This is a genomic window from Polyangium sp. 6x1, from assembly GCF_029946515.1.
Classification (GTDB): Bacteria; Myxococcota_A; Polyangia; order Polyangiales; family Polyangiaceae; genus Polyangium.
The window spans coordinates 1-12,228 of the sequence record NZ_JARZHH010000010.1; the positions used below are offsets into that span (position 1 = coordinate 1).

10 protein-coding genes are annotated in these 12,228 nt (G+C 59.3%); 8 read left to right on the forward strand and 2 right to left on the reverse strand.

Annotated elements, in window-relative coordinates; genetic code table 11:
- The first annotated feature begins 575 nt into the window (after positions 1 to 575).
- Together QHF85_RS12425 and QHF85_RS12430 are read left to right on the forward strand one after the other, a co-directional pair.
- On the forward strand, positions 576 to 803 hold the full coding sequence (locus QHF85_RS12425) for a hypothetical protein (RefSeq protein ID WP_281327355.1): 228 nt from the start codon (positions 576 to 578) through the stop codon (positions 801 to 803).
- Positions 804 to 825: 22 nt separating this feature from the next.
- Positions 826 to 1,962: a site-specific integrase gene (locus QHF85_RS12430; RefSeq protein ID WP_281327356.1), complete on the forward strand. Its 1,137-nt coding sequence runs from the start codon at positions 826 to 828 to the stop codon at positions 1,960 to 1,962.
- A 20-nt stretch (positions 1,963 to 1,982) separates the two neighbouring features.
- On the opposite strand, the gene QHF85_RS12435 is transcribed toward QHF85_RS12430, so the two are convergent.
- Positions 1,983 to 2,321 (reverse strand): hypothetical protein, encoded by a 339-nt coding sequence (locus QHF85_RS12435; RefSeq protein ID WP_281327357.1) that lies wholly within the window; start codon positions 2,319 to 2,321, stop codon positions 1,983 to 1,985.
- A gap of 29 nt (positions 2,322 to 2,350) precedes the next feature.
- Positions 2,351 to 2,689 carry a helix-turn-helix domain-containing protein gene (locus QHF85_RS49770; RefSeq protein WP_348652731.1) on the reverse strand — a complete coding sequence of 113 codons (339 nt, stop codon included), beginning with the start codon at positions 2,687 to 2,689 and terminating at the stop codon, positions 2,351 to 2,353.
- Positions 2,690 to 3,079: 390 nt separating this feature from the next.
- Here QHF85_RS49770 and QHF85_RS12440 point away from each other — a divergent pair, with 390 nt between their 5' ends.
- From QHF85_RS12440 to QHF85_RS12465, 6 genes are all read left to right on the forward strand, one after another.
- Complete coding sequence (locus QHF85_RS12440; protein ID WP_281327358.1) at positions 3,080 to 4,072, forward strand: hypothetical protein; 993 nt, start codon at positions 3,080 to 3,082, stop codon at positions 4,070 to 4,072.
- A 461-nt stretch (positions 4,073 to 4,533) separates the two neighbouring features.
- A complete protein-coding gene (locus QHF85_RS12445) occupies positions 4,534 to 6,561 on the forward strand; it encodes an AAA family ATPase (RefSeq protein ID WP_281327359.1) in 2,028 nt (675 codons plus the stop codon).
- A 66-nt stretch (positions 6,562 to 6,627) separates the two neighbouring features.
- The gene (locus tag QHF85_RS12450; RefSeq protein ID WP_281327360.1) at positions 6,628 to 7,626 is read left to right on the forward strand and encodes a restriction endonuclease; all 999 of its coding nucleotides are present in this window, start codon (positions 6,628 to 6,630) and stop codon (positions 7,624 to 7,626) included.
- Positions 7,627 to 7,687: 61 nt separating this feature from the next.
- On the forward strand, positions 7,688 to 8,893 hold the full coding sequence (locus QHF85_RS12455) for a hypothetical protein (protein WP_281327361.1): 1,206 nt from the start codon (positions 7,688 to 7,690) through the stop codon (positions 8,891 to 8,893).
- A gap of 198 nt (positions 8,894 to 9,091) precedes the next feature.
- Positions 9,092 to 10,330, forward strand: a complete 1,239-nt coding sequence (locus QHF85_RS12460; protein ID WP_281327362.1) for a site-specific integrase — start codon at positions 9,092 to 9,094, stop codon at positions 10,328 to 10,330.
- Positions 10,331 to 10,993: 663 nt separating this feature from the next.
- Complete coding sequence (locus tag QHF85_RS12465) at positions 10,994 to 12,175, forward strand: HEPN/Toprim-associated domain-containing protein (RefSeq protein WP_281327363.1); 1,182 nt, start codon at positions 10,994 to 10,996, stop codon at positions 12,173 to 12,175.
- The last annotated feature ends 53 nt before the right edge of the window (positions 12,176 to 12,228 follow it).

Genomic DNA, 12,228 nt, shown 5'->3' on the forward strand with positions numbered 1-12,228 from the left:
CCTCCGCTACCAGAGGTGTCTTCTCCCAGAGTTTGTCCAACATCCCCGTCTCCTCCTCCACCGAGCCCTGGGAGGGGGTCAGTTTTAGTGTCGCCAGGGGGTCAGTTTTACTGACGCTCTACACAAGCCCCAGTGATTGGCTGGGATTTCCGGCGGGAACCCCTTGATTTTCAGGGGTCGGATCCCAGCAAGGTCCACTTTTCGATCCACTTTTTGCCTTTCGGCGAGGGGCGGTCGCCGGGTTGCCCCGCGGTTTGCGCGGACCGGCCCCAGAAGCCTATCGAAAAGTGGATTGATCACTGGGCGGGAGTGGACCGACGACGCGGCGAAACAAGGGGCGCGTTCCGGATCCCGCATTGAATCCGACAATTCGCGTGCACCGCCGCAACCCGCTGATTTCTTTCGCGAAAATCGCTTGCGATCGGTTTCCGATTTCCTCAGAGTCCGGCGTCAGGAACGTTGGGAGAGGGGTCGCTCGCCAGGAGCTCGAGCCCCTTCTTCCTCTTGCTTTCACTCCACCCCTACGGCAGCCGTCGCGGATGCGGCGGCGTGGGGGCGGGGAGAGGAGGTCCGGCATGTCGGCGAATCGGGGAGAGGCCGAGCGGGGTCCCGTGCCGTGGGTGTCGATCGAGCGCGCGGCGGCGTTTCTCGGGCTGAGTCCGGGGGCGCTGCGCAAGTCATTGGAGCGCCGGGCCGTGCGCGCCGGCGATGGGGGGACCGAGGCGCTGCTCGACGGCGTGCGGGCGCGGAAGTTCGGGCGGCTCTGGCGGGTGAAGTTCTCGGAGGCGTGGGGCGCGCCGTGAGCGCCCGGAAAGGAGTGGGGTCATGGCGGTCCGGAAGATGACGCGGCGCGGGAAGGCGTTCTTGTTCATCGATCTTCGATATCGACGGAAAGATGGCAGCAAGGGCCGATTCCGCCGGGACGCGAAGGTGCAGACGATGGCGGCGGCGCGCGCGGAGGAGAAGCGATACCTCCTGAACATCGCCCAGCACGGCGAGCCGTATGCGCCGGGGGAGGCGGAGGCGGGCGCGGTGCCGCGGTCGGGGAAGACGTTTCGGGACGTCGTGGAGGAGTATCGGGCGACGTTCATGGTGACGGAGCTCAAGGTGTCGTCGCGGCGGGGGTATGCGGCGCTGCTCGAGGGGACGCTGCTGCCGAGGTTCGGCGAGCTCGCGGTCGGGAAGGTGGACGGTGCGGCGGCGGCACAGCTCGACCTGGAGCTGTCGGAGCGGGGGCTCGCGCGGGCGACGCGGAACAATGTGCAGGTGGTGATCCGGTCGGTGCTGCGATTCGCGGTGGCGCGGAAGTATCTGCGCGCGATGCCCGAGGGGATGCCGCGGCTCAAGGCGGTGGGGCAGAGCATTCTGGAGATTCCGTCGGACGAGGAGGTCGAGCGGATCCTCGCGGCCGCGAGCGAGCGGCATCGGGTGAGCTTCGCGTTGATGGCGTATGCGGGGCTGCGGCCGAACGAGGTGCGGGCGCTACGGTGGCGGGATGTGCGGCTGCGACGGGATGGGGAGGCCGTGGGCGGGTTCGTGAGCGTGCGGGAGGGGCGGTCGCACGGGGAGACGCACACGCCGAAGACGGGGCAGCGGGAGGTGCCGGTGGCGCCGGAGCTGGGGAGGTTGCTGGCGGGGATCGAGGGGGTCGGGGGGGCGGGGCGGGAGGAGTATGTGGCGCTGAATGAGCGGGGGAGGGCGTGGGGGCAGTACGGGATCGTGCAGGCGTTTGAGAGGGGGCGGCGGAAGGTCGGGGTTGGGGGGTGGTCGGTGTATTGTTTGCGGCACTACGCGATCACGATGTGGTTGCGGGTGGGCGTGCCGGTGCATGTCGTGCAGAGGATGGCGGGGCACAAGCATCTCGCGACGACGCAGCGGTATGTGCACCATCTGAAGGAGGATTTGGAGGAGGCGGGGAGGCGGCTTGCGAGGGGGAGGGAGGAGAGAACGTTAAGGATATAAGCACGGGCTAGACCCGCACGTCACGCGTACTGCTGCCAGAGCTGTGTCGCATAAGCGCGTTTCTGCGCGCCGGACACGCCGCGATGTTGCTCCGCGGCATGCACGAATTGCACCAGGGCGACGAGCGGTGCGGGCAGTGCCTTCTTAAGAGCACTGATCGCGTAGCGGCCCCACGACTTGCCGAAGGTCTCGTTGAGGGACTCGACGACCATGTCGAGCCTATCTTCGATACTGTCAGGGATAAGCGCGGCGTTCTTGTCCTTTCCCGCACCGGCGAGCAGGTAGTAGAGGCCGGTCGCTCCAGCTACACTTGCGAGTGCACCGAGTACGCCCAAAACGATTTTTTCATCACGATTCATTGCGACTTCCTTCCTTTGGTTGTTGCCGGCTATGGCCGACGTGGACGTCTACGTGCTCCGCGGGGCTCTGACTGCGCGTCCTCTCCATCATCCTCCCCCTCGTCTTCATCGAGCGCCCACTTAAGGAGGAAGTAGAGTCCGGCGATGGCTCCCGCTGTTACGAGGACCGCAGCCACCTGCGTGGCGACGTCCTTGCGTCGGGCTGCGCGGCCGAACTGCTGGATCAAGCCCACCTGGTATGGGGTGGGATGTTGGGCGCTGTTCTCCCACCTAGATACTGTCACTGCGTGTACGCCGAGGAGCGATGCGAACTGCGCTTGTGACAATCCCAGCGACTCTCGGACTTGTCTGATCTCAGAACCGTTCATCAGCGTAGGGTCGAAGTTTAGCAATTGTTACGTCAAGTGGCCACTCAAATATTGCGTCCTAAGCTGTAGCGTCTGCAAAACAGAATGACGCAGCGCGGCGCAATGCTGTCGCTCGTGGCAGCAGGGCTGCTAACAACGCGATGCGCTAGGGCCGACGCGGCGCACAGCTTCAGCGGGCGGGGCGGCTGGTCACAGCCGAGCAAAGTGTGCCAGCGATTACCCCTTGACTCGCGTGCGCGAACCACGTTGCATCAACAAGCGTGGAGGGTCCATCGTGCTGAAGGCCTTCGAGTCGAGTGCCGGCTCCGATGTCGCATCGCCGGGTCTTAGAGGTCTTCCTACCAGCGTACAGGGTGGTGCCCTTCCTACCAGCGTACAGGGTGGTGCCGCATGGCATCTGACGGTTGGAGACTGTCGGCTGGCCCGGAGCCACTGAGGCAGTCGGTATCGCGCATGCATGCATCGAGCTACCAGGCATGGAATGGCAACGACTGGCAGGATTACGTCGTACGTCTGCTTCAGCTGCGCTATTCGATACGCTTCCAGGAGGTGCCGGATAAGCACAAAGGCGACTTCGGCGTCGAGGGATTCACTATCGATGGTCATGCATATCAATGTTACGCGGCCCAAGAACCCATCGGCACGGCCGATCTTTACGAGGAGCAGCGCAACAAAATCACCAGAGACATCAACAAGTTTTGCGATAACAAGGAGGATCTGGCCAAGCTCTTCGGGGACACAAAGATATGCATGTGGATCCTGGTCGTACCGCGGCACGAAAGCGCGATGCTTGTGCAGCATGCAACCAAGAAAGCCGAAGAGGTGCGTGCCAAAAACCTCCCTTATGTAGCAAGCGACTTTAGGATCCAGATCACCACCGACGAAGCGTTTCAGCAGGAGCGCGCCGTGCTAGTCACCAATGGCGCCAGGGTGATGCGGATCGACGGCGAGCCAGTCGACGAAGACGACATTGACAAGTGGAGCCAGACGCACGCCAAGCTAATCGAGCGCCTTGAGAACAAAATTGACAACATTCCTGTCCTAAATACGGACGATGAACGCAGTGACTTTAGAAACCGTCAGCTCGATCACTACCTAAGGGGTAGCAGCATCCTTGAGAAGATGCGCGCTCAGTATCCGCATATTTACGAGACAATTGATAGGTACATTAAGAACAAGGAAAGGTTTGTTGAGACAGAGTGCTTGCTCGCAGACACTGCCCCACAACGCACCATCGCGCAGGTCGCACGCGAGCTTGAGAAAGAGCTTTCCGAGGCTATCAAGGGAATCGACCCAGTAACCGCTAAAGACTTGGCATTCGCTACCATCGCCGACTGGCTTCTTCGTTGTCCACTGCGCTTCCCGAAGTTAGAAGGTAGATAGATGGAGGTTACCGACCTAAACATCCCGTTTCGCTTTGTACGCCGTCCAGTCGCTGTTCCTGGCGATCTCCGGATAGCCTGGCGAATCTCTGTGATTCTGTTAATTCTGCACAGGTGCCACGGAGAGTCACTCAAGATGAAGCACTTGCACGTAATGAGCTGGGCGATACGAAGCGCCGAGTCCAGGCTGCTATTCCTTGAAGTGCTCGCTGGACGCACTCAGCCCGAGCAAGCGATCGTTCGCTATGAGCCTGGGCTGAACCGTGCCGTCGACTTTGCCCTAGGGGAAGGTCTCCTTGAGCGAGACAAGTCCAAGCTCCATCTTGCGGCTGCCGGCCGAGCCATGACTGACCAGATTCTCAGTGAGCCCGTGCTCCACGCGGAGAAAGAATTCCTTGAGAAACTGCCGCGAAGAATAACACAAAGGATGATTGAGTCCGTTCTAAAGGGGGTATCTGCGAAATGAGCGGCTACATCAGACTGCGACGAGCGGACCTCGCCGTGGACACCCCCAAAGGTAAATACGGGGCTACAGTCGAGTTCGAGCACGGGTTGAACATACTCTGGGCCGACAATACAAGCGGAAAGTCGACATGTATCCAAGGCATAATATACGCCCTTGGACTGGAGGGCATGCTTAGTGCCAGCCATAAGATTCCGCTACCTCACGCGATGACCCACTACCTCGAAGACGGTGGCGAGAAGATCGCCGTGGACGAGTCGCTCGTGGCAGTCGAGATCGAAAACGGCTCAGGTACGATCGCAACGATTGTTCGGTTTGTGAAGAGCAATGCAAAGGACAGCCGCCTCGTCACTGTGTTCGAGGGGATGACCGTGGAACAGGTAGGTACCAAGGTCGGTGCAGACTACTTCGTCAGGCTCGAAGGCGCAGCTGTACGAGGTGCTGGATTCCATGCATGGCTGACCAACTTTATCGGATGGAAGTTGCCAACGGTGTCACGCTATCAGGGTGACGATTGTCCGCTATACCTCGAATGCATATTCCCGCTGCTTATTGTTGAGCAAAAACATGGCTGGAGCGGGATTCAGGCACGCATGCCTACCCATTTCCGAGTACGGGACGTCAGCAAGCGCGCTATTGAGTTTTTGCTCAATCTTGATGCGTACGAAAATGCGATCCGACGTGATAGGCTCCGCGACGCACTTGCGACCACGAAGGTGCGATGGGGCGAGGTTGTCTCGGAGAGCGAGCGTCTAGCACGCAGAGTCTCGGGTATAGCCAACGGTATACCCAAGGAGCCAGCGACGTGGGGGACCCAAGATGAACCATACATTTCCGTGCCCGTCAGTAATGCTTGGCGCCGTCTCGACGCGGAGATCCGTGACAACTTGACGCGTATTGCCGTTCTTGAGTCGAAGGAGATTCCCAGGGTGGAGCAGGTGGCGGAAGAACTCACCGAATCCCTTAGGGAGGACGAGAGGAGGCTTTCCGACGCGGAGATCTTTGCTGGCCAGTTCCTGAGGGACGTGGAAGCGGAGAAGGCGCAACTTGAGGCGGTCATGCAGCGTCTCGAATCGCTCCGTGAAGACCTCCAGAGGAACAAGGACATTAGCCGACTTAACCAGCTCGGCTCCATCCGGGCGATGAAGACCTCGCGCAAAGAGTGTCCAACGTGTCATCAATCGGTCGTCGATAGTCTGTTGCCCCAGGATGTGCACCACGAGCCCATGTCGATCGAGGAGAATATAGAGTTTATCGACGAGCAAATAGCTGCGTTCGAGTCGATGAAGGTAGAAGCGACCCGCGTCATCAAGTCAAAAGAGCGACGCTTGCAGGCCCTGCGGGACCATGTGACCAATCTTCGCAGCACCATTAGATCTAAGAAGCGCGCTCTGGTTGCGGATGGTCGAACCCCATCGTTGGCTGCTGTCGAGGAAAAAGTGCGACTCGTGGAGACCACAAAAATTGTGATGGCCATACAGGAAGAGTGGCGACTGCTACTCGTGCGCGCTCTTGAAATAGCGAACCAGTATTCAACATTGGAAGCTCAGCTAAAAGAGGTCGGTACAGACGACCTTTCGCCGGCCGATGCTGAAAAGCTCCGTGCTCTGCAGCAGTTGTTTGTGGAGCAGCTAAAAGATTACAACTTCCGGAGCATTGAGCCCAAGTTGGTAGAGATTTCTAAGGACACCTATCGGCCCAGCCACGAAGGGTTCGATCTTGGCTTTGACCTTTCAGCCAGTGACATGATCAGGACCATATGGGCATATCTGCAGGCCCTTTTAGAAGTAGCCAGGAAGGGTGACACGAACCATTTGGGAATGATGATTCTAGATGAGCCGAGACAGCAACAAGCACAGCGAATGAGCTTCGAGGCGTTTTTGCGCCGTGCGGCGAGCGCATTGAAAGCGGAGCAGCAAGTAATCTTTGCTACCAGCGAAGACGAGGCTCAACTGCAAGCAATGCTCGAGGATGTACCTCACAAATACATAAGAGTGCCTGGGATGTTGCTGACGCGACGTGAATAAACAGGCGGTCTCTGCGCAAACCCCCAAGGATTTACAGGCAAGGGTGTGGTTTCTATGGATAAGCCGATGATTGACGAGGCAAGGCGAATCCTCAATACTCTTGAAGCAGGGCCTTCATCGGGGCAAGATCCGAAGGCGGCAGAGGAGCTGCTGTCAGCTGCTGTGGTTCCGATATTAGAATCGCAGGGTTGGGGCACTGTTTGGACCGACGAATCGCATGAGTACGAGCTAGACATCGTCGGTACCCGCCTGCTGGATGGTGGAGCACGCGACGAAACCATCGGCGTTGAACTTAGACTGACGCGCGATGTTTCCTTGATGTCTTCCGTACTGCACAGGATGATTGCTGCAGCATCCAACGCAAATCACGATCACTATCTGCTGGTCGCAAATCGTGCGCCATCTGGTCACGGACGGAAGATTCTAAACCAGCTGAGCGGCAGCAAGTTGACGTTTGTAGATTTTCATGACCTTCGATCTTGGCTCGCTCGGGTCGAACGGGGGATTGAACTAGCACCCACATGTGTGGCGCAGGCAGTTCAAGACATGTGCCGCCGTATTGCTAAGCATATCGCCGAGAACCCCGAAGAGTTACGCGCCGTTGAGTGGCGGGATGCGGAGCGTCTTGTTGGTGAAGTTCTGTCTGGTTTGGGTTTTGCCGTGACCTTGACGAAGTCTGCGGGAGATGGCGGCAAAGACGTCATTATGGAGGTTGAGGACCGGGCAAGCTCACGCACGTACATCATAGAGATAAAGCATTGGGTCTGTGGCAAAGAGGTTCGGGGAGTGCACCTGAAACGGTTTCTGGAAGTCGTGATGAACGAGAAGCATGCGTCAGGACTGTTCTTGTCGACCTCCGGCTATGCAGGCAACGCATTCAAGGCGATCGCCGAGTTAGAGCATCAGCGACTACGGGTCGGCGGGAAGGAGAAGGTTGTCCAATTGTGTAAGAGCTATGTAAAATCCGGGGAGGGACTCTGGCACACACCATCGGCGTTGGTAGAGATTCTCTTCGAAGGTACAGATTCGGCGGCATCTCTGGCTGACTCGAAGCAGGGGACGTAAAGGCCCTTTGGAAGGTGTTAACGCGGCTGGGCTATACGGTGCCAAAGGAAGCAAGTCGACTATGAGCAAGGACAAGATGTCGCCTGGTGTTGTCGCTGCTGCAGACCAGGTGCTTGCCGAATATCTCGATGACCCAGATATTATATTGTTCGACCAGAGCGCTGCTCGCAAAGCACAATTTGGTGGCGTCGCCAGCCTGGCTAATGCAAGAAGAACACCTCGCACGTGCATGTATCCCAGTTGCGCCGCGACAACCATTCGGCATTCCCATACCATACCGCGCTCGTCTTCCATTGCAGCCATAGCAAACCGGGGCCACGTCGTAACGCCCGCCTTTTCGCATCCGGATGGGAAGATGGTGGCCCGCCTGGTTGGCACTCAATGTGCAAGCGCATTTCCCGGCTTCTGCGAAACGCACGAAGGCCTATTTTTTTCTTACGAAAGAACTGGCCGCATCATGTCGGAACTAGACATTTCCCGCCAGCTTTTTCGTTCCATTTGTAGGGAGGTAGTTCGGTTCGAGATTGAAGGGACGTGGCTAGAGCAAACACTGCGAGATTTTGATGAATTTCGCCGTGTGGCCATCGAAAGATTAATTCGTCAACGAGCTGGAGACGAGAGCGTTTCAGTCTCCTCCGTCGACGCGAAAGGGCCAAGGGCTGACTTATTTCAATCGCGCCTGGACGAGCTACGCGAGGAACTTGCTTGGTTTCGCCGTGAATTTTACTCTGCCGCTGCGGCGGGCGTTGACGATGCAGAACAATCTGGACTCGCTGTGTCGGCGATCGAAATCGATCGGGTCGTTCCGGTGTGCCTTTCTGGCCGAGCCAATTTTCACTTTCGTACCGCCGACACTGTCGTCCACAACGTTCGTGTCGTAGTCACTGTTATTCCTACGCCGCCCAATACATTTGTCGCCATTGCAGCACCGAAAGCGTACGGTCACATGCTCGACGCCTATGCGGCCATTCGATTCTCCAACCCATTGATGATAATTGCTGCAATCGAATCTTGGATGTTGCATGGTACAGATCACTGGTTCCTCGGTCCTGACACATGGAGTAGCATTACACCGACGGCCCAGCAGGCGCTCCTTGATGACATTCTTGATGATACGCATAACATTGGCGCGCTCTACAACAAGACGGTATTTAATGCGCTAAAGCGTGATATTCTCGCAAAGATTCGCTCTTCCCTGGGGCCGGCGGAGCTTGTTCAACTTGAACAAACCATCGCGCCTTGGACCGATACAACCGACACGGGCTAACCTGACAATGCAGCCGAAGCCGGGCCGGCAACCAGCCGGCTGCAGCAGCCTGGTCATGGTTGGCGGCGTCGCGCAAGCCGCACTGCGAGCTTCGAGCACGGGCAGGATGAGCCACAAACTGCGAGCACGGCCGGATCGTGCTAAATTCCCGCCGATCGCACCTCTGGCCTGAGATGACCTGGGAAAGGCTCCCAAGTCATGGCAGTCCGACGAACGACCCGACGGGGCATCCCCGTTCTGTTCATTGACATCCGCTACCGCCTCCCTGATGGCACCCGCCATCGATTCCGGAAAGACGCGCTATCCCCGACAGTCCCCGGCGCTCGCGCCGAGGAGAAGCGCTACCTCCTGAACATCGCCCGCTTCGGCTCCCCGTACGAGCCGACGGACGACGCTCCCCCGGCAGCATCCGCCGCCGGCTCCTCCCCGCCCGGATCCCCCACCGATCCGGCGTCCCCGCCCCCACCCCCGACGAAAACCTTCGCCGAAGTCGTCACCGAGTTCCGCAGCACGTACATGCTGACGGACCTGAAAGTCACGACCCGCCGCGGGTACACATCGGTCCTCGAGCACACCCTGCTCCCGCGCTTCGCCAATCGACCCCTCGACAAGGTCGACGGCCACGCGGCCGCGGAGCTCGACCTCGAGCTGTCGAAGAGCAAGTTCGCGCAAACGACCCGAAACAATATCCAGGTCGTTCTCCGCTCCGTTCTTCGCTTCGCCGTCGAGCGCGGTCACCTCGCCGATCCGCCCAAGGGCCTGCCGCGCCTCAAGCAAATCGGCCAGCGTATCCTGGAGATCCCCACCGACGACGAGGTCCACGCGATCCTCGCCGCCGCGCGCGACACGCACCGCTTGAGCTTCGCCCTCATGGCGTACGCCGGCCTTCGCCCCAACGAAATCCGCGCGCTTCGCCGCCGCGACATGCTCCTCCGCTGGGACGACGATCGCCCCGCGGGCGGCTTCCTTTCGATCCGCGAAGGTCGCTCCCACGGCGAGCTTCACACGCCGAAGACCGGCCAGCGCGAGATCCCCATCGCGCCCGAGCTCGCGCGGCTCCTCGCGCCGATCGAGCGCGGCTCACGCGACGGTCATCTCGCGCTGAACGAGCGAAGCAGACCGTGGGGGCAGTACGGCCTCACGCAAGCTTTCGAGCGCGTGCGCGACCGCGCCGGGCTCGGCGGTTGGTCGATCTACGCGCTCCGGCACTACGCGATCACGTCCTGGCTCCGCGCCGGGGTGCCCGTGCACGTCGTCCAGCGGATGGCAGGTCACAAGCACCTCGCCACCACGCAACGTTACGTGCATCACCTCAAGGAGGATCTGGAGGAGGCGGCCCGCCGGCTCACCCTGGCCTCCGAGGGCAAACGGGGTGGGGGCAACAGTGGGGCAACGGGTTCTGAGGGTTCGGCGGGGCAGCGCGGTAGGAAGCGCTAACCCCGCGGAATCATTGGCACCCCCGGCAGGAATCGGACCTGCGACCTTCGGTTTAGGAAATACGGGCTCGGGGCGCGAGATGGTCCTCGCTAACCCCTGAGAAGGACGACGAAAACAGCATCATTCCAGCTACTTTTGCGAAGTTTGACGGGGGCGGGGGAGGCGACATGGCGAGACGTCTGGAGACGTCTTGGGATGCGGGTTGAGGCCACAGTGAGGCCACAGAAGCGACGGAGGGCGGCCTTCGGCGTGCTCCCAGCAGGAGCAGCGCGTCCTCGCAGGGGCTCGTGGGCATCGTTCCAACTCCCCACATTTCACATCTGAGGACGACGCGGACGGGGGCGCCGAGCTGCGGGAGGCCGACGGCCACGTCGTGGAACTGCGAGCGACCGGGGGGGATCCTCCAGCTGGAAAACGCGAGACCGCGTGTGTCGAAAGCACGAGGAGCACCGCGCGGTAAGACAGTTGTCCGTTCCAGCTCGATGCAGGCAGCGCCATTCCCACCGGTTCCCTCTGCACCGGGTTGAGCACCACCGCCCCGACCGGCGACCAGTTTCCTGGTCGCCCCCATCCAGCGCCGAGGATACCTCCTGCGGGCCCGCTGGTACATTCCGATACGATAGCTATTGCCAACTTATGGGTGTGCCTGCATCATAGCGGCTGATGGGCAGCTACTACGAGTTATCGGTGGCAAACTTTGTTATGGATGTGGGCAAGGCCTACCTTCCTGGATATGTGTTCATCCCCTTCCGACGAGAGGACCGTGTCTCTCCCGTATATCCAAACGAAGAGGCGCCGCACGTGTACAGGTCTAACGCGAGTACAATCGCCCGGCGTTTGGATCTTCTTGGTTTCTCGTTGCCGTCGGCACGACGCGCCTATGAATGGGGAATTAGTCGCCTTCAGGAGTGGGAACGCGAAAAGTGGCCCAAGCAGCTAATTCAACCGGGAGGATTTGCAGCATGGGTCGAGGCCATGAGGGTTGCGGTCGATTTTGCTAGACGACTTGATCATATTTCCCCCACTGATATTGACGACGAACGACTCCAGTTCATGCTCGCGTGGGAGGAGCACATGTTTGGCTTTCCCTCTGGAGAGCCCCTGCTCGTCCTCCGCACGATACTTGCCGCAGCTTCAAACGATGACGAAGTGGAGTTGGATTTCGACGACCTCGTCACCGATGGGTATGTGCATGAACCCGATACGCTTTGGGAGGCCGAGGAGCACCAGCCGTTGATTGTCGTTACGGAGGGCAAGTTCGACTCTCGCGTTCTACGCGATACTGTAGATTTGTTGATGCCGGAGTTAAGGTCGTTTGTCAGCTTTATCGATTTCGAGACGGCCAATGCTAAGGGCGGAACCGATGAACTGGTCCAATTCGTTCGTATGTTTATCGGATGCGGGATACGCAACCGAGTCGCCGTTGTTTTTGACAATGATGCAGCTGGCCATGACGCCCTTCAGCGGCTCCTCCAAGCGAGACTTCCGTCTCACGTGTTCGCTATGACTTTGCCTCAGATCGAACATGCACGCAGCTACCCCACGCTGGGCCCCGAAGGTGCTTCCGTCGGAGACATTAACGGGCGCGCATGCTCCATCGAACTGTACCTGGGCAGGGACACACTGCTTGCTGACGACGGTGGGCTATTTCCTGTGCGGTGGACTGGTTACAATGAAAAGACCGAGCGGTACCAGGGGCAGATCAACAACAAGGGATTGATTCAGAAGCGCTTCGAGGAAAAGCTGCGCCTTGTTCAGTCGAGAACAAGAACGGTGGATGAGTTTGACTTTTCTGGCCTGAACGCGATCTTCGAGTCGATTTTTAACGCCGTTGCGTCGCGTTAGCTATCTCCTCGCTTCATCAAATGGTGGTCGCTGGACGGGTTGCCTTCCCAAAA

Excerpts from the sequence above, each read along its gene's own strand:
- QHF85_RS12455 (WP_281327361.1), top strand. The coding sequence starts at position 7,688 with ATGAGCAAGGACAAGATGTCGCCTGGTGTTGTCGCTGCTGCAGACCAG.
- QHF85_RS12435 (WP_281327357.1), bottom strand. The coding sequence starts at position 2,321 with ATGAATCGTGATGAAAAAATCGTTTTGGGCGTACTCGGTGCACTCGCA.
- QHF85_RS12460 (WP_281327362.1), top strand. The coding sequence starts at position 9,092 with ATGGCAGTCCGACGAACGACCCGACGGGGCATCCCCGTTCTGTTCATT.
- QHF85_RS12450 (WP_281327360.1), top strand. The coding sequence starts at position 6,628 with ATGATTGACGAGGCAAGGCGAATCCTCAATACTCTTGAAGCAGGGCCT.
- QHF85_RS49770 (WP_348652731.1), bottom strand. The coding sequence starts at position 2,689 with ATGAACGGTTCTGAGATCAGACAAGTCCGAGAGTCGCTGGGATTGTCA.
- QHF85_RS12465 (WP_281327363.1), top strand. The coding sequence starts at position 10,994 with ATGGGCAGCTACTACGAGTTATCGGTGGCAAACTTTGTTATGGATGTG.
- QHF85_RS12430 (WP_281327356.1), top strand. The coding sequence starts at position 826 with ATGGCGGTCCGGAAGATGACGCGGCGCGGGAAGGCGTTCTTGTTCATC.
- QHF85_RS12445 (WP_281327359.1), top strand. The coding sequence starts at position 4,534 with ATGAGCGGCTACATCAGACTGCGACGAGCGGACCTCGCCGTGGACACC.
- QHF85_RS12440 (WP_281327358.1), top strand. The coding sequence starts at position 3,080 with ATGGCATCTGACGGTTGGAGACTGTCGGCTGGCCCGGAGCCACTGAGG.
- QHF85_RS12425 (WP_281327355.1), top strand. The coding sequence starts at position 576 with ATGTCGGCGAATCGGGGAGAGGCCGAGCGGGGTCCCGTGCCGTGGGTG.